This is a genomic window from Acinetobacter calcoaceticus, from assembly GCF_016508255.1.
GTDB lineage: Bacteria > Pseudomonadota > Gammaproteobacteria > Pseudomonadales > Moraxellaceae > Acinetobacter > Acinetobacter calcoaceticus_E.
This window is the reverse complement of record NZ_JADVKT010000004.1, coordinates 48,331-69,930: the sequence shown is the minus strand read 5'-3', so window position 1 is coordinate 69,930 and position 21,600 is coordinate 48,331. Positions and strand designations below refer to the sequence as shown.

Below are 21,600 nucleotides of genomic sequence, written 5' to 3'. Positions count from 1 at the left end.
AAATTATGCATACTTCAACCACCAGTACCGTGCCTTTGGAACCGTGGACAACTCAACAATTACAACAGGCAACACAAGGCTACTGGCATAAAGACCAGATACCTCAAACTGAAATTAAACGTATTTTGACAGACTCTCGTCATGCAGAAACTGGGGATGTTTTTTTAGCACTTAAGGGTGAGCGTTTTGATGCGCACGACTTTGTAGCTCAGGTTGCAGCGAATGGTTGTCAAATCGCAATTGTTGAACGCCCTTTAAATGTAGATATTGCACAATTGGTTGTTGCCGACACTCGCTTGGCTCTGGGGCACCTTGGAGCTTATCGTCGTGAGCAAAACACGCAATTAAAAGTAATTGCTTTAACAGGCAGTAGTGGTAAAACCACAACTAAAGAAATGTTGGGAAGTATATTATCGCGCTTAGCGCCGACATTAATCACCCGTGGCAATCTAAATAATGACCTTGGTGTGCCCATGATGCTGCTTGAGCTGAGAAAAGAACATCAGTTTGCTGTAATGGAGCTGGGTGCAAGTCATCAGGGTGAAATTGATTACACTTCTAAATTAGTTCAGCCGCATGTTGCAGGCATTTTAAATATTGGGACAGCTCATTTGGGCGAGTTTGGTGGACGTGAAGGTATTTACCGCGCTAAATCAGAAATTTATCGTCATATTTTGCCAAATGGCGTTGCAATCGTTCCACAACAAGATGACTTTACTGCTGAAATTCATAAAGCTGCGCAAGCACATCGCATTTCTACATTTGGTCTAGGGGGCGATATTTATGCAACAGATATTGAGTTATTGCCTCAATCCACAAATTTTACCCTACATACGCCGCAAGGAATTAGTGCCGTTAAACTCCCTTTTGCAGGTGAGCATAATGTGCAAAATGCCACTGCGGCTGTAGCCTTTGCCTTGGCGCTTGGTATTGGACTTGAAGATATTGTTCAAGGCTTGGAGCAAGCTCAGGGTGCTAAAGGCCGTTTGAACTTTATTCAAAAATCTCCTTACTTATTTATTGATGATACTTACAACGCCAATCCGAATTCTATGCGTGCTGCTGCACAAGTATTGTTGCAGCAACAAGGCATAAAAGTGATGGTAATGGGTGATATTGGTGAGTTGGGAGATGGCAGTTGGCAAGAACATCATGATTTAGGCCATGATCTTGCCGAGCTTCCTCTAGATCATATTATTGCAGTTGGACAATTTGCTTCAGCCGCTCTCGAGGGTGCAGACTCTCATTCTAATAAAGTGAAAGCATTTCAGACACAAGCTGAGGCGCTTCCATTTCTAATCAATCTAATCCAAACACATCAACCCCAGTCCATGAGTTTCCTATTTAAAGGTTCTCGCTTTACTCATATGGAAACGTTGATGGCTGATTTGATGGAGAAACTTTAAATGCTGTTATGGTTGTTTGAACACCTTGCGGGCTATCACAGTTCGTTTCAGGTCGTTCGTTATTTAACATTACGTTCTTTACTCAGTGTATTAACATCACTGACCATTGGTTTGGTCCTTGGACCGATCATGATTCGTAAATTACAAGCGTTAAAATACGGTCAGGCAGTAAGTTCATTTGCTCCTGAAAATCATGCTAAGAAGATGGGTACACCAACCATGGGCGGGATTTTAATTCTGCTTTCAATTGGTATTAGTACTTTACTCTGGGCTGATTTATCTAACCCTTATGTCTGGATTGTGCTTGGTGTAATGGTCGTGTTTGGTGCAGTTGGCTGGGCAGATGACTGGATTAAAATTCGCTATAAAGACAATGCTGGTTTACCTGCCCGTAAGAAATTCTTTTGGACTTCTATTGCATCACTCGGTGCTGGCATCGCGCTATATTTAATTGCAAGTGATCAATCGAATGCAGAACACACAGCAAATATGCTGGATTTATTGATTCCTTTCTTTAAGAATCTTTCAATTCCACTTTCTATTGTACCTTTAGGCTTGGCATTTATTGTATTTACCTATCTGGTGATTAATGGTGCCTCTAACGCAGTTAACTTAACTGATGGTTTAGATGGTTTGGCAATCATGCCTGTTGTGATGGTGGCTACTGGCTTAGGTGTATTTGCTTATTTGTCAGGTGATATTCGTTTTGCTAACTATTTACATATTCCCTATGTGAAATATACCTCTGAGCTTGTTGTAATCTGTTCTGCCATGATTGGTGCAGGTTTGGCATTCCTTTGGTATAACGCACACCCAGCGCAAATCTTTATGGGTGATGTTGGTGCTTTAGCTTTAGGTGCTATGCTTGGAACAATTGCTGTCATGGTACGCCAAGAAATCGTATTTGCGATTATGGGCGGGGTGTTTGTAATGGAGGCAGTATCTGTCTTCTTGCAAATTGGATCGCTAAGGATGCGTAATAAGCGCGTGTTCTTAATGGCGCCATTGCACCATCACTATGAAAAGCAGGGCTGGAAAGAAACCCAAGTTGTGATTCGTTTTTGGATTATTACAATTATATTAGTAGTTTTAGGTCTAATGACTTTAAAATTGCGTTAAGAAAGGTTTTAACAAGAGCCGGCATTGCCGGCTTTTTTATTGAGAGAAAAACATGAGCGTATTGATGTGTCCTGTGTGTCATCAGTCCTTGGATTTAAATCAAAGAACTTGGCGATGTGGACAAGGGCATAGTTATGATGTCGCTAAACAAGGTTATGTGAATTTACATGTTGTGCAACATAAGCATAGTAAAAACCCTGGAGATACGCCAGATTCGGTCGATGCACGACGAGCTTTTTTACAAGCTGGGTATTATCAACCTTTACAACATGCTGTCGTCGCTTTATTAAAACAACTAGATGTAAAAACCGTACTTGATATTGGGTGTGGTGAGGGCTACTACACTAGTGCCATGCAACAAGTGGTGGAGCAATGTGTTGGTGTTGATATCGCAAAAAATGCGGTGCAACGTGCCGCAAAGCTCAATGCCAAAGTGACTTGGGTCGTGGGAACTGGGGCGACTTTACCTGTGCTCAATCAAAGCATGGATGCATGTACCAGTTTGTTTAGTCCAATTCCACAATCAGAAATTGCACGTGTTTTAAAAAATGATGGATATTTAATTGTTGTCACACCTGCATCTGAACATTTATATGCAATGCGTGAGGCTTTATTTGAGCAGGTTAACCCTCATACACCAGAAAAGTTTGTAGAGCAGTTGCAAGATTTGTTTGAGCTAAAGCAAGAGCAAATTATTGATGCGCCGTTTGTTCTTGATCAACAGGCCTTAAAAAATCTGATTGCTATGACGCCTTATGCTTATAAAGCTTCTCCCGAGCGTCGTTTACAGTTAGAGCAGCAGTCGCAATTAGAAGTAACGGCATCTTTTCAAATCTATGTCTTTCAGAAGCGTAATAAAGAAGCTAGCTAATAGTCTATTTTTAAAAGCGCAAAAAAAGAAGCCATCTAACGATCTATTTTAAGAGCGTAAAAAAGAAGCCATCTGATGATGGCTTCTTTTTTGCTATTCAATCTGATTAATCAGATTTTCTAATTCGTCTTTCTCACGCTTCGGTGCTGCTCCCTGTGAAGGTTTCATCGCAGGAGGCGTAGCTTTTGATGGAATAACAATTTCTTCACCCGGTAAATCGGCAAAGTCATTGTTGGTGTTGGCTTTCGGTTGTGGCGGTGCAGGACGATATAGTGGACGCGCTAATGGTGGAGCTGCACGATATGTTTTCTTATCGCCTACTTCAGTAACGCCCGCTTTTTTGTCACGAGAAATAGGGGCTTGTGCATCTTTTTCTAAGCTAACCCAAGCAGCTGGAGTACCTTTAAGGGATTGATCCATAAAGTTAATCCAGATTGGTAATGCTGCAATACCACCATACTCGCGGCGACCCAATGTAGTTGGTTGGTCGAAACCGACCCAAGTAATTGCAACTAACTTACCATTGAAGCCTGCAAACCATGCATCTTTTGCGTCGTTAGTTGTACCTGTTTTACCACCTAAATCACTACGGCCAATTTTAAGCGCAGCACGACCTGTACCATGCTCAATTACATCACGTAAGATGTTCGCCATATCATAAGCAGAGCTTGATTTTAAAATACGCTGAGCTTGGCGATATTGACTGTTGTTCTTATCTGTCTGTTTAAGGTTAAGCTGTTTGGCTGCCTTATCTTTCTGCTCTAACTCTTTATTCGTGACTTCGACAACTTGATCATCTGGTGTAATTGCCTGTGCATCTTGGGTTGTCTCAGGAGCATTAATACATGGAATACATGCATATTCTGGTTTAGCTTCGTAAATTACTTTGCCATATGCATCTTCAATACGCTGAATAAAATGTGGTTGAACACGGTAACCACCATTTGCGAATGTGGCATAACCCGTTGCCATTTGAATTGGTAATACTTGAGGTGTACCTAATGCAATGGTGTAGTTACGCGGAATTTGATCTTCTTGTAAACCAAAATCCATGAATAATTGGCGAGTACGTTCAATTCCCACAGTCTGTAAAAGACGTACTGATACCGTATTTCGAGACAAATACAAAGCACGGCGCAATGGAATCATACCTAAGTAACGGCCATCAGAGTTCTTCGGTGTCCATTTGCCAATCGTGATAGGACTATCGTTCACCATGCTGTAAGGTGTCATACCGCGTTCTAGTGCCAATGCATAGACAAAAGGTTTAATCGTGGAACCAGGTTGGCGCCAGCCTTGCAAAGCACGGTTAAATTTCGATTGATAGAAATTATAGCCACCTACAATTGCTTCAATTGAACCATCATTAGGATTAACTGCGATTAATTGACCTTGAACTTTGGGAACCTGAACTAAAGACCATGCGGTTTTAGCATCATTTGGGCGTAAGCGGACAATGTCTTTAACTTGAACAATTTGAGATGCGCGGGAAGGAGCGCCACCTACACTATTCGCATTGCGATAGGGGCGAGCCCATGACATACCAGACCACTGCACAGTAACTGTTGTACCATCTTGCATTAAAGCTTCAAAAGAGCTGCTATTTACCTTACTGACTTGTGCAGGGTAGGTGTTGGCATATGCTCTAAATTCACTTAAAGGTTTATCGTGTGCTTCTGCACCACGCCAACCATGACGACGGTCATAAGCTTCAAGACCATCTTGCACAGATTTCTCTGCAATCGCTTGGCGTTTAGCATTTATAGTTGTATAGACTTTATAGCCAGAATCAATGGCTTGTTCGCCAAAATGTTTTACAAGCTCCGAGCGAACCATTTCACCCGCATATGGATGAATGTTATTTAGGTCGCGATTGGGCATGTTCAAATTGATCGGCTCTGCAACACCTTTTTGATATTCTGCTTGAGAAATATAGCCCAGTTGTAACATGCGGCCTAAAATCCAGTTACGACGTTCAAGGGCACGCTCAGGGTTAACTACTGGATTGTATTTAGATGGAGCTTTTGGTAAGCCGGCGATCATTGCCATTTGAGCAATACTTAGATCATTAATACTTTTGTTGTAATAAATTTTTGAAGCCGCGGCGATACCGTAGGCATTTTTCCCTAAGAAAATTTTATTCACATAAAGACTGAGAATTTCTTCTTTAGATAAATTTTGCTCAATTTTTCGAGCCAAAAAGATCTCGGTTATTTTACGTTTTAACGTTCTTTCTGGACTCAAATAATAGTTCTTGGCAACCTGCATGGTAATGGTTGAACCACCAGTTTGCACATCAGAACCGGTGACACTTTCACTTAAAGCACGCCCTAAACCTTTAAAGCTGATCCCGCTATGTTCAAAGAAAGAAGAATCTTCTGCTGCTAAAAATGCATGAATAAAAGCAGGTGGAATTTGTTTGTATTCAACTGGAATAGAAAGCTTACCACCATACTCGGCAATCAGTTGATTATCTGATGTGTAGACCTGTAGTGGTTTTAAAAGCGGAGCTTTTTTTAGTGAACTCATTTCAGGGAGCGATGGGGCAATATAGAGATACATGCCATAAAAGCCCATCGGAAGTGAGACTAAGATAATAATAATGATCAAAAAAATTGGACGCACGAAGCCCAAACTGGATAGCTTTTTCATGATAAGTAAGCTTTAATAAGATCGAATACAAACTAATTGTGGTCAGTATAGCCTTTAGACATGCGGATTGTTAGATGAGATATTGTATCCGTGTAAAAATAAAGACCTAGATTATTGGTTTGTAATTTTTTTTGGGGATAAAAAAATAATAGGACAATAGTGTGCTCAGGTTATATCGTAAACCTAATAAGGGGTTAATGGGCGTCGATATTAGTTCGACTTCTGTTAAGTTGTTGGAGCTCTCTGTCAAGAACGGTAAATATTGGGTAGAAAGCTATGCTTTGATGCCTTTACCTGAAAACAGTGTAGTTGAAAAAAATATCTTAAATCCAGAAGCAGTAGCAGAAGCTTTGGAGCGGGCGATGAATTTAGCAAATCCCCAAACCAGTAACGCTGCAATTGCTGTTCCAACATCGACGGTTATTCATAAAACCATCGAAATGGATGCAGATATGAATGATGATGAGCGAGAGGTTCAGATTCGATTAGATGCGGAGCAGTACATACCGTTCCCTTTGGATGAAGTGAGCCTCGATTTTGAGGTTTTACCAGATCGACTGCCTAATCCAAACCGTGTGAATGTACTTTTAGTTGCAACAAGAACAGAAAATGTTGAAACACGAGTAGAAGTGCTGGAGCTGGTGGACTTAACACCTAAGCTTGCTGATGTGGAAAGTTATGCTGTTGAGCGCGCTTTTAGTGTGTTTGCTGATAGCTTACCAATGGGTGCAAATACCATTGGTATTTTAGATATAGGCCATACCATGACGACGTTATCGGTCATGCAAAATGGCAAAATCATTTATACCCGTGAACAAGTCTTTGGTGGTAAACAACTTACTTTGGAAATTCAAAGTCGTTATGGCTTGTCCTTAGAAGAAGCGGGGCGGGCTAAAAAAGAGCGCTCTTTGCCAGATGATTATGATATTGAAGTCTTAGAGCCATTTTTAGATGCTGTAGTGCAGCAAGCGGCCAGATCTCTACAATTTTTCTTCTCTTCATCACAATTTAATGAAATAGACCACATTCTACTCGCTGGTGGGAATGCCAATATTCCTGGGCTTGCCAAGTTATTGCAGCAAAAACTTGGTTACCGTGTCACCATTGCCAATCCATTTTTACAAATGGGTTTTTCTCCTCAAGTCGATGTTCAAAGAATTGAAAATGATGCTTCATCATTAATGGTGGCATGTGGCTTGGCTTTAAGGAGTTTTGATTAATGGCAACAATTAATTTACTCCCTTGGCGTGATGGGCTTAGGGAGCAACGTAAAAAACAATTTATTATTTTATGTTTTGGGGTAGTTGTTCTTGGAATCACCACTGTATTTTCCGGGTGGTTTTATTTGAATCAAAAATTAAATGATCAAGAACAAGCGAATCAACTCATCAGCAGTACAAATCAGAATCTAGATCAACAACTTAAAACTTTAAATGGCTTGCAAGAACAGCGTGATGCCATTATCGAGCGTATGAAGCTCATTCAGGGCTTACAAAGCCAGCGTCCAGTTGTCGTGCGTTTGGTGGATGAATTGGTACGTGTAACTCCTGCAGCGATGTATTTGACTAAATTTAGTCGAACTGGGGATAAATTTACCATTGAAGGTAAAGCGGAAAGTCCAAATACAGTTGCAGAATTATTACGTAAGCTCGAAGCATCACCATGGTATCGCAACGCTTTTATGAACTCTTTCTTGGTCACCGAAGAGAAAAAAGATAAGACTGCGAGTTCGCTGCTCCCTAGAGTGGAGGATAGCTACGGCAGTTTTGTTGTGACTGTTGATTTGGGCGAAGTGGGGGTGACAACAACAGATGATACCGCCAATACGTCTGTAAGTACGAATAAGAGGGCGGTTAAATGAGTCCAGAAGAACTTCATGAGTTGTCGTTAGAACAAGCTCCATCTAAGAAAAAAAAGATCACTTTAGAGAAATTTCTTCAGCAATTTAACACACTAGATATGAACAGTTATGGTAGCTGGCCATTATCTGTGAAAATTACTTGCTGGATTTTCATTTTCTTTGCTGTGTTGGCTTTGGGATATTTTGTTGTTATTCAGCCAAAGCTACAAGCAATTGATAATGCACAGGCACAAGAAAGTAATTTGTTGAATGAGTTTCGAGAAAAAGATTCAAAATTACGTAATTTGCAGCAATATCAGCTTCAACTTCAAGATATGCAAGCAAACTTTAATCAACAATTAGAGCAATTGCCAAAAGAAACCGAAATTCCAAGCTTGGTTGAAGATATCAACTTAACCGGGGTAAATTCTGGTCTGAAGTTTAAAAATATCCGTTTAGAAGATGAAGTAAAGCAGGAAATTTTTATTGAACAACCGATTACGATGGAAGCAACTGGTGATTATCACGCTTTTGGTGCTTTTGTCAGTAGTATCGCAGCATTACCACGTATTGTGACTATGCATGACTTTGTTGTCGAAGCTGCACCAGTCAAAGATAGTAAATCAGATATTCCTGTGCTTAATTATTCTATTAAAGCAAAAACTTATCGTTATATGGGCGCCGTAGAAAATGCTGAACATCCAGAGAAAAAAGCTCCTGCTTCGGTAGCACCTGTTTCTTCTACTGCTAATACACAGTCGAAATAGGAGCATTACAATGAAACTTAAGCAAATTTCTTTTTCTATTTTGGCATGTTTAGTTTTAGTCGGATGCGACTCGAGAATTGACGCTGTAAATCAGCAAATGGCAAATATACGTAATCAGCCGCCACAGTCGATAGATCCATCGCCTGTTTTCACACCTGTGCCACAATTTAATTATGCGGCTCATCAGCTAAAGAGTCCATTTTTACCAAGCTCACTAGCTGCTGAACTCAAAATTATGGCAGGAAAACGGGTATATCCGAATTTCTCACGTGCGCCTCAGCCTCTAGAAAGTTATGCATTAGAATCCTTAAACATGAAAGGAAGCATACGTAACAACCGTGGGCAAGTGCTTGCTCTTATTCAGACACCTGATCACCAAATTGAGCGAGTACAGGTAGGCAACTATATCGGGATGAATCAAGGGCGTATTACGCATATTGGTCCAACCCAGATTGATCTGGTAGAAATTGTCCCTGATGGACGCGAAGGCTATGTGGAGAGACCAAGAACCTTAGTGTTAATTGGGCCCGCACCCTAAAATTTAGGGAATAACAAAGAAAAAGTATTTTTAAAGATTATTTAATTGGGGATGGTTAGACAATGAATCACGTATTCCGTCAGTTTTCTATGGGGGCTGTAACCATTGCACTTATGCAGGTTGCATCTGCACAGGTCAGCATGACCAATATTGTACCGACACAAATTGCAGGTCAGGGTACAGAAATTAGAGTTATGTTTAATGGTTTGCCACCGCAACCACAGGCATATCAACTTGAAAATCCTTCACGTTTGATTTTAGATTTTAATAAAGCTCAGCAGACTTTAACACAGTCAAAAGTAGCAATTGGTACAAATGAAGCGACCTCGGTCGATGTAAGTTCTGATGATCAGCGTTCACGTTTAACTGTAAATTTAAAAGATGCAGGTGCATTTACAACGCGCATTGAAGGCAATACTTTTATTTTAAAGATTAATTCAGCTCAAGCTGCTATTAAACCTTTGCCAGCAAGTACGATACAACCACAAGGTGTTTCCAATATTGGCTTTCAGCGTGGTGGTCAAGGTGAAGGACTAATTGTTATTGATTTATTGGGAAGTAATACCCCTGTTGATGTTCAACAGCAAGGCAGTAAAGTTGTAGTAAGAACGCTTGGTTCTAAAATTCCAACACATTTAGCTAAACGTTTAAATGTGAACGACTTTGCGACTCCTGTTTCTACCATCGAATCTTATAATGAAAAAGGCAATGGTGTCATTACGATCCAATCCACTGGTAGCTATGAATACATGGCCTATCAGGCGGAAAATAAACTCACCATTAGCTTAAAGCGTCCTCAGGACAAAAATGTAACTTCTTTATATAAGACGCCTAAGTACTCTGGTAATAAACTTTCTCTCGATTTTCAGGATATTGAAGTTCGTAGAGTTCTACAGTTACTTGCAGATTTTACTGGCATTAATATGGTCGCTGCCGATAGTGTTCAGGGTAATATCACTTTACGCTTAAAAGATGTTCCGTGGGATCAGGCACTTGATATTATTTTAAAGACCAAAAATCTGGATAAACGCAGAAATGGTAATGTTATTTGGATTGCTCCTGTTACAGAGTTGATCAAGGCTGAAGAAGAAGAAGCAAAAGCTGTGGCACAGAGTGTCAAGCTAGCCCCGCTACAGACTGAGTATATTCAACTTAAATATGCACGAGCTCAAGATATTATGAGCTTGGTTACAAAGGGTTCAAATAACAGCAATGGTGTGCAGCGCACATCTGATGGTGGAAATTCTACATCTACTAATTTAAATACGGGTGTTGATAGTTTAGGAAATAACGTAGGAAGTTTATTGAGTCCACGTGGAACTATTACGCAAGATGATCGCACCAATACTTTAATTATTAATGATACAGCTCAGTCGATTGATCAAATTCGTAAAATGATTGATTTACTGGATGTACAAGTTAAGCAGGTCATGGTTGAGGCGCGTATTGTTAGAGCATCTACATCTTTCACCAAAGAACTTGGTGTTAAATGGGGGATATTATCCCAAGGGATTACCAATAATAATAATTTGCTGGTTGGTGGTAGTGAAACAACCTTATGGAATTTAAGAAAGCCAGAAAAAGACAGTACAACGGGTGGTTATAAATATACGATTGAACGTCCAGATAACTTAAATGTCGATTTAGGGGTAACCAATCCAGCTGGAAGTATCGCCTTTGGTTTAATTAGCATGTCTGATTTTATGCTTGATCTTGAACTTTCCGCATTACAAGCCGATGGCTATGGTGAGGTTATTTCTACGCCTAAGGTGATGACAGCAGATAAACAACCAGCGAAAGTTGCAACAGGTCAACAAGTTCCATATCAATCCACAACGAACTCTGCTGCTGGTTCAACTGCTACAACTTCTTTTAAAGATGCACTTTTAAGTCTGGATGTTACTCCAAGCATTACACCTGACGGTAAAATTCAAATGAAATTAGATATTTCAAAAGATTCCGTTGCTGGTGCTGCTCCTAATGGTGAGTTAATTTTAAATAAAAATCAGATTAACACCAATGTATTGGTTAATAACGGTGAAACGGTCATTTTAGGAGGGGTATTTGAGCAGACCACATCTAACTCACAAACCAAGGTTCCTTTCTTTGGTGATATTCCTGTACTTGGGCATTTATTCAGAAAAGATGTGAAATCTGATGATAAACAAGAGTTACTGATTTTCGTTACGCCACGAATTGTTAATGACACTTTGGTGAGAAATCATTAATATATTTTTTAATGAAAGCAATTGAAATAGGTGGCGCCTTGCCAAGCAAAGCGTTTGAAACCCTGCCAAATATTTATTTGGTAGGGCCCATGGGGGCAGGAAAAACAACCGTTGGACGTCATTTAGCCGAACTATTAGGGCGTGAATTTCTAGATAGTGATCACGAAATTGAACGCAAAACAGGCGCTACTATTCCTTGGATTTTTGAAAAAGAAGGGGAATTCGGATTTCGTACTCGCGAAACCATCGTGTTGAATGAGTTGACTTCTCGTAAGGCTTTGGTTTTAGCAACAGGAGGCGGTGCGATTACTCAAGCACCTAATCGTGAGTTTCTAAAGCAGCGCGGTATTGTTGTTTATCTTTACACTCCCGTGGAACTACAATTACAACGAACTTATCGCGATAAAAACAGACCTCTATTGCAAGTTGAAAATCCTGAACAAAAATTACGAGATTTGTTAAAAATACGTGATCCTTTATATCGTGAAGTTGCTCATTACACGATTGAAACGAATCAGGGTGCTGCACGCGATCTTGCTCAAAAGATTTTGCAACTTATTTTGTCTAACACGCTAAAATAGCCAAACTTACTCGTGGTTTAATAAACTCATGCAAACTTTACATGTTGAATTAGGCGAACGCCGTTACCCTATTTTTATTGGCAGTCAACTTGATCCTAAGCAGTTGCTTGAGCCTTATCTTCGTGGTCAACAGGTCATGATTGTGAGTAACGAAACGGTTGCTCCTTTATATTTGTCTAACTATCAAGACGCGTTAAAAAGTTTGGGTAAAACGATAGCTACTTGTATTTTGCCTGATGGTGAAAAATATAAAGATATTCAACATTTAAATTTAATTTTTGATGCATTACTTGAAGCTGGTTTTAACCGAGACTGTACGGTTTTAGCTTTAGGCGGTGGTGTTATTGGTGATATGGCTGGTTTTGCCTCAGCATGTTTTCAACGTGGTGTATATTTTGTTCAGGTTCCTACTACACTTCTTTCGCAGGTAGATTCAAGTGTAGGTGGTAAAACAGGAATTAATCATCCACTGGGTAAAAACATGCTTGGCGCATTTCAACAACCTCAAGTTGTTTTGGCCGATATGGCTCAACTCGATACTTTGCCTGATCGAGAGTTGTCTGCTGGATTATCAGAAGTTATTAAATATGCTTTGTTGGGTGATGCTGATTTTCTAGTTTGGTTAGAGCAAAATATGGATGGATTGATTGGACGGGATGCTAATCTTTTAGCAGAAGCTGTTTATCGTTCATGCGCTCATAAAGCTCGTATTGTTGCAAGCGATGAAAAAGAGCAAGGCGAGAGAGCGTTACTCAACCTAGGTCATACGTTTGGTCATGCTATTGAATCTTATCTGGGTTATGGCACTTGGTTGCATGGCGAAGCAGTAGCTACTGGCATGGTCATGGCAGCTGATTTATCACAGCGTTTAGGCTGGATTTCAAGCGATGATGTAGAACGTACAAAAAAAATTATTCAACGCGCTAATTTGCCGATATCATGTCCAAAAATTCCATTGGATGAATTCCTTGGATATATGGCACATGATAAAAAAGTTCTCAATGGTCAATTACGCTTAGTGTTGTTAAAGCAACTTGGGCAAGCGGTAATTACTAAAGACTTTGATGTTGAACTCATGAAAAAAGCTATTTTGGCAAATCAACACGGATAATAAATTAAGGTAACACATGACTGTATCACGTACACTTTGGCAGAATGTTCAGCAATATATCTGGTTGGTGGGTGGTATCGTCTGCTTGTTTCTGGCTTTTCTTTTTTGGGTAATAACTGATAGTAAGAAGCTTGTCGAAGTTGAAAAATCAGCCGATTCAGAAACACCAGTGCAAATTCAGCCAGAAAAAGTGGCAACAACAGCTAACTTAGGGGCTTTAGCTGATGAAGTTAGGCCTCTTGATTTAACTACCCGGACTGTTGTATCGGGTCAGCATGAGGCCGAGTTCCGCGGTACAAAATTTATTAATGAAAATAAGAAACAATGGACGCTTGAACTGTTCCGTGCATCTGATGAAGATATTGTTAAAAACTTTTTAAAAAGTCGTTCAGACCGAAATAAATTTATTTACTTCCGATTAAGTGGTGATAAGCAATCTGAACAATATGTTTTGACATACGGTGTATTCAAACGTTCTGAAGATGTAATTCAGCAATTAACACAACTGAATCTTGATTTGCCTGAATCTATTAAACCGCAACCCCAACAATTTTCGACGTATGTACCACTAGTCAACGACTTGGGTGCAGATGAAATGAAAGGTGGGATTAGCCAAACTTATGAAGTGCGTTTACGCCCAGCGGCATTGCCTAAAATTGATGAGTCTTTGCTCATGAGTGGAGGTCTGAATGGGGATGTAAGTACGCAACCTAAAGTGGCTGCGCCAGCAACGAACTCTACAACTCGGACAACCATTATTCGCCGAGATGCTGAGGGGAATGTTGTAGATGTAAATCAGTCGAATTCTGCTGTCGATCCTGCTAAAAAGTCTCAACAAAATCGTGCAACTGAAGTCTCTTCAAAAAATGCAACAAATGAGGGCACAAAAGGAAATTAACAATAAGAATAATTTGCACAAATATAGTGCAACAATAAAAGAGATATATACTTTTTGACCAAGTGTGGTGCATATTTGGTCATTTATTAAAATGATAACCTGAATAAAACTGATTTATTTTTAATAAATATAGACACTTAAGTTGTTAAAATCATATTGGCATAGTTTTTGCTTTATTCTTGTGCTTATTAATGTACTGCTATCTATTTTGGCGCTCTAAAGAGTAAATTCTATGCAGAGTCGTGGGGTCAAACTGCTTTAAAAGAGTGCGAAATAAGTCAAAACATTTTTCTAGCAAAAACCAGTGTACGCATTTATGGAACAGCGTATATTGGCTTATCAGCCCAAAATTTTTTTTTGCGAAACATTGAGCTAACTATCGTCTATAGGCAATATCGCAGAAATAAGTTGTTTGTTTGACGCTCGAAAGAGCCTTATTGAAAGAAGGGTACGCTATGCACATGCCATCGCCTAATACTGTAGCTCCCGCTCAAGGTTTATATCAACCTGATGAGTTTAAGGATAACTGTGGTTTTGGACTGATTGCCCATATGAAGGGTGAATCAAGTCATCATCTAGTAGAAACCGCGATTCACAGTTTAAGTTGCATGACGCACCGTGGTGGTATTGCCGCAGATGGCAAGACGGGAGATGGTTGCGGCTTATTATTGGCGATGCCAAAGCAATTTTTCCGTGATGAAGCAAAAAAACTAAGTGATATTACACTTAGTGAAGTTTTTGCTGTGGGTACTGTATTTCTAAATATTGATCCGGCATTAGCGCAACATTCTAAAAATATTTTAAATAAAGAAATTGAAGCAGAAGGCTTACGCGTACTGGCTTGGCGTGTTGTCCCTACAAATAACGATGCACTAGGTGAAATTGCACTTCAATCTTTACCTGCTTTTGAACAGGTCATTGTGAACTGTCCAATGGGTGTAACCGAAGTTGAATTTAACCGTAAGTTATTTTTGGCGCGTCGCCGTGCGGAACAACAATTACAAAAAGACCCGTTATTCTATGTGACTACGCTTTGTTCTACAGTGATTACCTATAAAGGCTTGATGATGCCTGCGGCGATTGCTGAGTTCTATACAGACTTGGCAGACGAACGTTTAAAATCACATATTGTCGTGTTCCATCAACGTTTCTCGACCAACACTTTACCGCGTTGGCCTCTGGCTCAGCCTTTCCGTTATCTTGCGCATAATGGTGAAATTAACACCATTACAGCAAACCGTAATTGGTCATTAGCACGTACGCCTAAATTTGAAAATCCATTGTTACCGGGCTTAACTGAGCTTAACCCGATTGTGAACCGTACCGGTTCAGACTCTTCAAGTTTAGATAATATGCTTGAAATCTTGGTCGGTGGTGGTATGGATTTATTCCGTGCATTGCGTATGCTCGTGCCGCCAGCTTGGCAGAACGTTGAAACTTTAGATGCAGATTTACGTGCATTCTATGAGTTTAACTCTAAGCATATGGAAGCTTGGGATGGTCCTGCGGGATTGGTTATTCAAGATGGTCGTCATGCGATTTGTATGCTTGACCGTAATGGTTTACGTCCTGCACGTTGGGTCATTACTAAAAATGATTACATTACTTTGGCATCTGAAATTGGTGTTTGGGGTTATGAACCTGAAGATGTGATTTCTAAAGGTCGCGTAGGTCCTGGCCAAATTTTAGTAGTTGATACTTTAACTGGCAAAGTACTTGATACAAAAGATGTAAATACACATCTTAAAAACATGCGTCCGTACCGTGAATGGTTGCGTGACCATGCAATTCGCTTAAATGCTAATCCTGAGCTTGAAGAACAATTAGTTGATCAAGGTTTAACTGGCGATGCTTTAAAAGCAGCTCAAAAAATGTTTATGGTGACATTTGAAGAGCGCGATCAGTTGTTGCGTCCAATTGCTGAAAGTGGTCAGGAAGCTGTAGGTTCAATGGGTGATGATACGCCAATGGCTGTATTGTCTCGTCAAGTACGCCATGTGACAGATTATTTCCGTCAACAATTTGCGCAAGTAACAAATCCTCCAATTGATCCGTTACGTGAATCGATTGTAATGTCGCTCGAAACCTGTTTGGGTCGTGAGCAGAATGTATTTGAGCAAGGGCCAGAGCACGCAGATCGACTCATTATTTCGAGTCCTGTTCTGTCTAACTCAAAAATACAGCAAATTCGTACTATTGATCGTGCTGGCTATGAGTCTGTTGACATCAATTTGAACTATGCCGAAGAAGAAGGTTTGCAAGCTGCGATTACACGCATTTGTGAAGAAGCGGCACAAGCTGTTCGTGATGGTAAAACCCTAATTGTTTTAACTGACAAAAATATTCGCCAAGGTTTCTTACCTGCAAATGCAGCACTTGCAACAGGGGCGGTACACCATTTCCTCATTAAAACTGGTTTACGTACTGATGCAAACATCATGGTTGAAACTGGTTTTGCACGTGATCCTCACCAATTTGCGGTATTACTTGGTTTTGGTGCAACAGCAATTTATCCATACCTTGCATATGACGTGATTAATGATTTGATTGCTAAAGGTGAGCTGTTAGGTGATCCAATTCAGGCTCAAGCGAACTTCCGTAAAGGTATTGAGAAAGGCTTATTAAAAGTTCTTTCAAAAATGGGTATCTCTACAGTTGCTTCGTATCGTGGCGGTCAGCTTTTTGAAGCAGTGGGCTTATCATCTGAAGTTGTAGATCAGTGCTTCTTGGGTGTTCCAAGTCGTATTCAGGGTGCAACATTTGCTGATCTTGAAAAAGACCAGAAAAAATTAGCTGCTACAGCGTGGTCAAATCGTAAACCAATTGATCAAGGTGGCCTGCTTAAATTCGTATTTGATAAAGAGTATCACGCGTTCAACCCAGATGTGATTAACTCATTACACAAAGCGGTTCGCTCTGGTAAATACGAACACTTTAAAGAATATGCTGAACTAGTTAATAATCGTCCAGTGGCGACTATTCGTGACTTATTTAAGTTAAAAACAACGAATCCGATTCCAGTTGAGCAAGTTGAATCAGTTGAAGACATTTTGCCTCGTTTTGACTCGGCAGGCATGTCTTTAGGTGCACTTTCTCCAGAAGCACATGAAGCAATTGCAATTGCGATGAATACGATTGGCGGTCGCTCAAACTCTGGTGAGGGTGGTGAGGATCCTGTTCGTTACGGCACAATTCGTAACTCGAAAATCAAACAGATCGCATCAGGTCGTTTTGGTGTAACCCCTGCATACTTAACTTCTGCTGAAGTATTGCAAATTAAAGTTGCTCAGGGTGCAAAACCAGGTGAAGGCGGTCAATTACCGGGCGGTAAAGTAAATGGTTTAATTGCACGTTTACGTTACTCAGTACCAGGCGTAACACTAATTTCACCTCCACCGCACCACGATATTTACTCAATTGAAGATTTATCTCAGTTAATTTTTGACTTGAAACAAGTTAATCCGCAAGCAATGGTATCTGTAAAACTGGTATCTGAGCCGGGTGTAGGTACGATTGCTGCTGGTGTTGCGAAGGCATATGCAGACTTTATTACCATTTCTGGTTATGACGGTGGTACTGCGGCATCTCCACTTTCATCAATTCACCATGCGGGTTCTCCATGGGAGTTGGGTTTAAGTGAGGCGCATCAAGCACTTCGCGTAAATGACTTACGTGGAAAAGTACGCGTACAAACTGATGGTGGTTTAAAAACTGGTCTTGATGTGATAAAGGCAGCAATTTTGGGTGCTGAGAGCTTTGGTTTCGGTTCGACACCAATGATTGCTTTAGGTTGTAAATACCTCCGTATTTGTCACTTGAACAACTGTGCAACCGGTGTTGCAACTCAACAAGATCATTTACGTCAAGAGCACTATATTGGCGAGCCAGAAATGCTCATCAACTTCTTCCACTTTATTGCGGAAGAAACGCGTGAATGGTTAGCAGCATTAGGTGTCTCTTCATTGAAAGACTTAATCGGTCGTGTTGATTTACTTGAAGTATTACCGGGTGAAACTGAAAAACATGCTCATCTTGATTTAAGTGCATTGTTAACTTCTCATCCATCTGCTGACGGTAAAGCGCAGTACTGTGAAGTACAAGGTAATGCACCATTTGATAAAGGTGTATTGGCGGAGAAAATGGTTGCCGAAATGCTTCCTGCAATTGAATCAAGTGCAGGTGGTCAGTTCAACTTTAATGTCGTGAACTGTGACCGTTCGATCGGTGCTCGTGTGTCAGGTGAAATTGCTCGCCGCTATGGCAACTTAGGTATGGAAGTACACCCAGTCGTTATGAACTTGAAGGGTACAGCGGGTCAGTCACTTGGTGTATGGAATGCTGGTGGTTTGCACATCCGTCTTGAAGGTGATGCAAACGACTACGTGGGTAAAGGTATGGCAGGTGGTCGTATCTCGATTTTCCCACCAAAAGGTTCACCTTTCCAAACGCAAAATACAGCAATTATTGGTAATACCTGTTTGTATGGTGCAACTGGCGGTAAGCTTTTTGCAGCTGGTACAGCGGGTGAGCGTTTTGCAGTTCGTAACTCTGGTGCATTTGCTGTAATTGAAGGTGCTGGCGATCACTGCTGTGAATATATGACAGGTGGTGTTGTGACTGTGCTTGGGAAAGTAGGCCATAACTTTGGTGCGGGCATGACCGGTGGTTTTGCTTATGTACTTGACCTTGATAATGACTTCGTAGATTACTACAACCACGAATTGATTGATTTAAATCGTATTTCAACAGAATCTATGGAAGATCATAAAGAGTTCTTGTTGCGTATTATCGATGAGCATATTAAAGAAACAGGTAGTGCCTGGGCTTATAAGATCCGCAATGAGTTCGATTTCTACAGCCGTAAATTCTGGCTTGTGAAACCAAAGGCTGCTAATTTACAAACGCTTTTGAAAACAACACAAGCTGATCCACAATAATTCCACGACTGCAACGACATAGGCAGGTGCGGACAACAGTAAAAACCGCGCCTACCCACGGAGAGAGACATGGCAGAACGCCTAAATAATGACTTTCAATTTCTGGATGTAGCACGCCAAGATCCAGAGAAAAAAGATATTACTGTCCGCAAAGCAGAATTTGTGGAAATTTATAAGCCTTTTACATCGGAAACTGTTACTAATCAGACTCACCGTTGTTTAGGTTGTGGTAACCCATATTGCGAATGGAAGTGTCCTGTACATAACTACATTCCAAACTGGCTAAAACTCATCGCTGAAGGCCAAATTTTCCAAGCTGCTGAGCTTTGTCATCAAACGAATACATTACCTGAGGTATGTGGCCGCGTATGTCCGCAAGACCGTTTATGTGAAGGTGCATGTACCCTAAACGATGGATTTGGTGCAGTGACCATTGGTAATGCTGAAAAATATATTAACGACACGGCCTTTGCTTTAGGCTGGCGTCCAGATATGTCAGGCGTAAAATGGACTGGCAAAAAAGTTGCAATTATCGGTGCTGGTCCAGCAGGTTTAGGTTGTGCGGATATTTTAGCTCGCGGTGGTGTTAAACCAGTTGTATTTGACAAGCGCCCTGAAATTGGTGGTTTACTTACATTCGGTATTCCAGAATTTAAAATGGAAAAAGATGTAATGAAACGCCGCCGTGAAATTTTCACAGGTATGGGCATCGAATTCCGTTTAAATACTGAAATTGGCACCGATGTAACCATTGATGAATTACTTGCAGAATATGATGCGGTGTTCATGGGTATGGGAACTTATACCTACATGAAGGGTGGTTTCCCAGGTGAAGATCTTACAGGTGTTTATGATGCTCTTGATTTCCTAATCTCTAACGTGAACCGTTGCCAAGGTTGGGAAAAAGATCCAAGTGAGTACATCAGCTTAGATGGCAAAAAGGTGATTGTACTTGGTGGTGGTGATACCGCAATGGACTGTAACCGTACTTCATTACGTCAAGGCGCTCATGATGTAACATGTGCATACCGCCGCGATGAAAGCAACATGCCAGGATCTGCACGTGAAGTAAAAAATGCCTATGAAGAAGGTGTGAAATTCTTGTTCAATCGTCAACCGATCGAAATTGTTGGCGAAAATGGCAAAGTGACAGGCGTAAAAGTGGTAACAACACAAATGGGTGCGCCAGATAGTCGTGGCCGTCGTAGTCCTGAACCAGTTCCGGGTTCTGAAGAAGTACTACCAGCCGATGCGGTTTTACTTGCATTCGGTTTTCGCCCAAGTCCGGCTGACTGGTTTGGTAATGTGAATATTAATCTTGATGGTTCGGGCCGTGTTGTAGCAGCTGAACAGCAAGAATTTAAATTCCAGACATCAAACCCAAAAATCTTTGCTGGCGGTGATATGGTACGGGGTTCAGATCTTGTCGTAACTGCGATTTGGGAAGGTCGCCAAGCTGCTGAAGGTATTTTAGATTACCTCGGTGTTTAATCTAAAAATCACTTCTTAAGTTTTTGATAAAGCCTGCGATATGCAGGCTTTATTTTTTACCGCTGGTCACTTTGACGTTTTTGGCAAATACAATAAGCTTTTTTGCCCTTTTTAGCTGTGTAAGTGCACGACATACTCAAAGCTTCCTTCTTCAATACAATAGGTGTTGAATATGAACATCGCAGGTATGACGACAGAAAAATCATATTTAAATCGTCGAAAAGCGTTGGGTATCACAGTGCGCCGCCTTGAATTTAATCCAACAGCGATTAAGCGGTACTATTTTGCGAATTCGCCTTTAATGTCCCATTTTTTAACTGCACTTTCTTCAACATTTCCTGTAGGAGAGCAGTTTTTTGTAAATAGCGTACGTAATGTGCGTGATAAAGTTTCTGACCCTCAATTACAGGCACAAATAGCAGCTTTTATTGGACAAGAGGCAATGCACTCGAAAGCGCATGGTGAGTTTAATGAAGCTTGGCGTAGTGATGATTACAATCTGGATCGCTTTCAAGACTGGTTAGATGAGCGTGATAAATATTTAAGAACAATTTCTCCTAAGTTACAGCTAGCTCTGACCTGCGCATTTGAGCATTTTACAGCTTTACTTGGAGGATATATTTTACAGCATCCCGAATTACTAAAGACCTTGGATCAAGATGCTTTAAAACTTTGGGTCTGGCACGCGATTGAAGAAATTGAACATCGTTCAGTTGCATTTGATGTCTATCAACACGTATATGGCGATGACCGTATACGCCGTTTGCTCATGCGTAGTGTTACCACAGGCTTTGCAAGCCTTGCTTTTTATGGGACGACACGATTATTTTGGCAAGATAAATGGAAGAGCTTACCTAAAATAGGTGGAAACATTTTTGGCGTATATTTACTTGCCAAAATGCTTATTCAGCTGGCTCCTGAATACTTTACCTATTACAAAAAAGATTTTCATCCTAGTCAAAAAGATTACGACAAGATGGTCGATTACTGGAAAAGTTCTTTAGCAGAAGAATATCAAATGGCAAGTTTTCAACAAGAAAAAGATCAAAGATTAAGTTAATAGAAAACCGAATTTAAAAATCCGGTTTTTAAAAATCAATAAAATAAAACCAACACAATAATGCCAAATTCATCATACAATCGAGTAAAGAGGTCAAAAAT

15 protein-coding genes are annotated in these 21,600 nt (G+C 40.5%); 14 read left to right on the top strand and 1 reads right to left on the bottom strand.

The genetic code is table 11. The features are described 5' to 3' along the window. The first annotated feature begins 5 nt into the window (after window positions 1-5). Genes I5515_RS09705 through I5515_RS09695 form a run of 3 tightly spaced genes read left to right on the top strand, consistent with a single transcriptional unit; the run spans window position 6 to window position 3,396 of the window. Entirely contained in the window at window positions 6-1,406 is a 1,401-nt protein-coding gene (locus I5515_RS09705) for a UDP-N-acetylmuramoyl-tripeptide--D-alanyl-D-alanine ligase (protein WP_199966196.1), read from the top strand. Beyond that, window positions 1,407-2,525 carry a phospho-N-acetylmuramoyl-pentapeptide-transferase gene (mraY, locus tag I5515_RS09700; protein ID WP_199966194.1) on the top strand — a complete coding sequence of 373 codons (1,119 nt, stop codon included), beginning with the start codon at window positions 1,407-1,409 and terminating at the stop codon, window positions 2,523-2,525. A gap of 52 nt (window positions 2,526-2,577) precedes the next feature. After that, window positions 2,578-3,396, top strand: a complete 819-nt coding sequence (locus tag I5515_RS09695; RefSeq protein WP_199966192.1) for a putative RNA methyltransferase — start codon at window positions 2,578-2,580, stop codon at window positions 3,394-3,396. 93 nt (window positions 3,397-3,489) lie between these two features. Here I5515_RS09695 and ponA read toward each other — a convergent pair whose 3' ends face one another. Beyond that, entirely contained in the window at window positions 3,490-6,048 is a 2,559-nt protein-coding gene (gene ponA / locus I5515_RS09690; RefSeq protein ID WP_199966190.1) for a penicillin-binding protein PBP1a, read from the bottom strand. Window positions 6,049-6,209: 161 nt separating this feature from the next. Here ponA and I5515_RS09685 point away from each other — a divergent pair, with 161 nt between their 5' ends. The 11 genes from I5515_RS09685 to I5515_RS09635 all read left to right on the top strand — a co-directional run bounded on the left by I5515_RS09685 (window position 6,210) and on the right by I5515_RS09635 (window position 21,499). Continuing rightward, the gene (locus tag I5515_RS09685; RefSeq protein ID WP_199966188.1) at window positions 6,210-7,268 is read left to right on the top strand and encodes a pilus assembly protein PilM; all 1,059 of its coding nucleotides are present in this window, start codon (window positions 6,210-6,212) and stop codon (window positions 7,266-7,268) included. Continuing rightward, entirely contained in the window at window positions 7,268-7,909 is a 642-nt protein-coding gene (locus I5515_RS09680; RefSeq protein ID WP_199966185.1) for a PilN domain-containing protein, read from the top strand. The genes I5515_RS09685 and I5515_RS09680 overlap by 1 nt, the downstream gene beginning before the upstream one ends. Beyond that, entirely contained in the window at window positions 7,906-8,655 is a 750-nt protein-coding gene (locus I5515_RS09675; RefSeq protein WP_199966183.1) for a type 4a pilus biogenesis protein PilO, read from the top strand. Before I5515_RS09680 ends, I5515_RS09675 begins: the two co-directional genes overlap by 4 nt. Window positions 8,656-8,665: 10 nt before the next feature. Further along, window positions 8,666-9,193: a pilus assembly protein PilP gene (locus tag I5515_RS09670; RefSeq protein ID WP_199966181.1), complete on the top strand. Its 528-nt coding sequence runs from the start codon at window positions 8,666-8,668 to the stop codon at window positions 9,191-9,193. Between the two features lie 62 nt (window positions 9,194-9,255). Then, the gene (gene pilQ / locus I5515_RS09665) at window positions 9,256-11,421 is read left to right on the top strand and encodes a type IV pilus secretin PilQ family protein (RefSeq protein WP_199966179.1); all 2,166 of its coding nucleotides are present in this window, start codon (window positions 9,256-9,258) and stop codon (window positions 11,419-11,421) included. 11 nt (window positions 11,422-11,432) lie between these two features. Continuing rightward, window positions 11,433-12,002, top strand: coding sequence for a shikimate kinase AroK (aroK, locus tag I5515_RS09660; protein ID WP_199966176.1), 570 nt, complete (start codon window positions 11,433-11,435; stop codon window positions 12,000-12,002). Between the two features lie 28 nt (window positions 12,003-12,030). Beyond that, window positions 12,031-13,113, top strand: a complete 1,083-nt coding sequence (gene aroB, locus I5515_RS09655; RefSeq protein WP_199966174.1) for a 3-dehydroquinate synthase — start codon at window positions 12,031-12,033, stop codon at window positions 13,111-13,113. Between the two features lie 16 nt (window positions 13,114-13,129). Then, a complete protein-coding gene (locus I5515_RS09650) occupies window positions 13,130-14,011 on the top strand; it encodes a hypothetical protein (RefSeq protein ID WP_199966172.1) in 882 nt (293 codons plus the stop codon). Between the two features lie 461 nt (window positions 14,012-14,472). Next, window positions 14,473-18,948 carry a glutamate synthase large subunit gene (gltB, locus tag I5515_RS09645; protein ID WP_199966170.1) on the top strand — a complete coding sequence of 1,492 codons (4,476 nt, stop codon included), beginning with the start codon at window positions 14,473-14,475 and terminating at the stop codon, window positions 18,946-18,948. Between the two features lie 69 nt (window positions 18,949-19,017). Next, window positions 19,018-20,439, top strand: a complete 1,422-nt coding sequence (locus tag I5515_RS09640; protein WP_199966169.1) for a glutamate synthase subunit beta — start codon at window positions 19,018-19,020, stop codon at window positions 20,437-20,439. A gap of 172 nt (window positions 20,440-20,611) precedes the next feature. After that, window positions 20,612-21,499 carry a metal-dependent hydrolase gene (locus I5515_RS09635; protein ID WP_199966167.1) on the top strand — a complete coding sequence of 296 codons (888 nt, stop codon included), beginning with the start codon at window positions 20,612-20,614 and terminating at the stop codon, window positions 21,497-21,499. Window positions 21,500-21,600: the final 101 nt, after the last annotated feature.

Bases quoted from the DNA above. Each gene is read 5' to 3' on its own strand.
- I5515_RS09705 (WP_199966196.1), top strand. From the start codon at position 6: ATGCATACTTCAACCACCAGTACCGTGCCTTTGGAACCGTGGACAACT.
- mraY (WP_199966194.1), top strand. From the start codon at position 1,407: ATGCTGTTATGGTTGTTTGAACACCTTGCGGGCTATCACAGTTCGTTT.
- I5515_RS09695 (WP_199966192.1), top strand. From the start codon at position 2,578: ATGAGCGTATTGATGTGTCCTGTGTGTCATCAGTCCTTGGATTTAAAT.
- ponA (WP_199966190.1), bottom strand. From the start codon at position 6,048: ATGAAAAAGCTATCCAGTTTGGGCTTCGTGCGTCCAATTTTTTTGATC.
- I5515_RS09680 (WP_199966185.1), top strand. From the start codon at position 7,268: ATGGCAACAATTAATTTACTCCCTTGGCGTGATGGGCTTAGGGAGCAA.
- I5515_RS09675 (WP_199966183.1), top strand. From the start codon at position 7,906: ATGAGTCCAGAAGAACTTCATGAGTTGTCGTTAGAACAAGCTCCATCT.
- I5515_RS09670 (WP_199966181.1), top strand. From the start codon at position 8,666: ATGAAACTTAAGCAAATTTCTTTTTCTATTTTGGCATGTTTAGTTTTA.
- pilQ (WP_199966179.1), top strand. From the start codon at position 9,256: ATGAATCACGTATTCCGTCAGTTTTCTATGGGGGCTGTAACCATTGCA.
- aroK (WP_199966176.1), top strand. From the start codon at position 11,433: ATGAAAGCAATTGAAATAGGTGGCGCCTTGCCAAGCAAAGCGTTTGAA.
- aroB (WP_199966174.1), top strand. From the start codon at position 12,031: ATGCAAACTTTACATGTTGAATTAGGCGAACGCCGTTACCCTATTTTT.
- I5515_RS09650 (WP_199966172.1), top strand. From the start codon at position 13,130: ATGACTGTATCACGTACACTTTGGCAGAATGTTCAGCAATATATCTGG.
- gltB (WP_199966170.1), top strand. From the start codon at position 14,473: ATGCCATCGCCTAATACTGTAGCTCCCGCTCAAGGTTTATATCAACCT.
- I5515_RS09640 (WP_199966169.1), top strand. From the start codon at position 19,018: ATGGCAGAACGCCTAAATAATGACTTTCAATTTCTGGATGTAGCACGC.
- I5515_RS09635 (WP_199966167.1), top strand. From the start codon at position 20,612: ATGAACATCGCAGGTATGACGACAGAAAAATCATATTTAAATCGTCGA.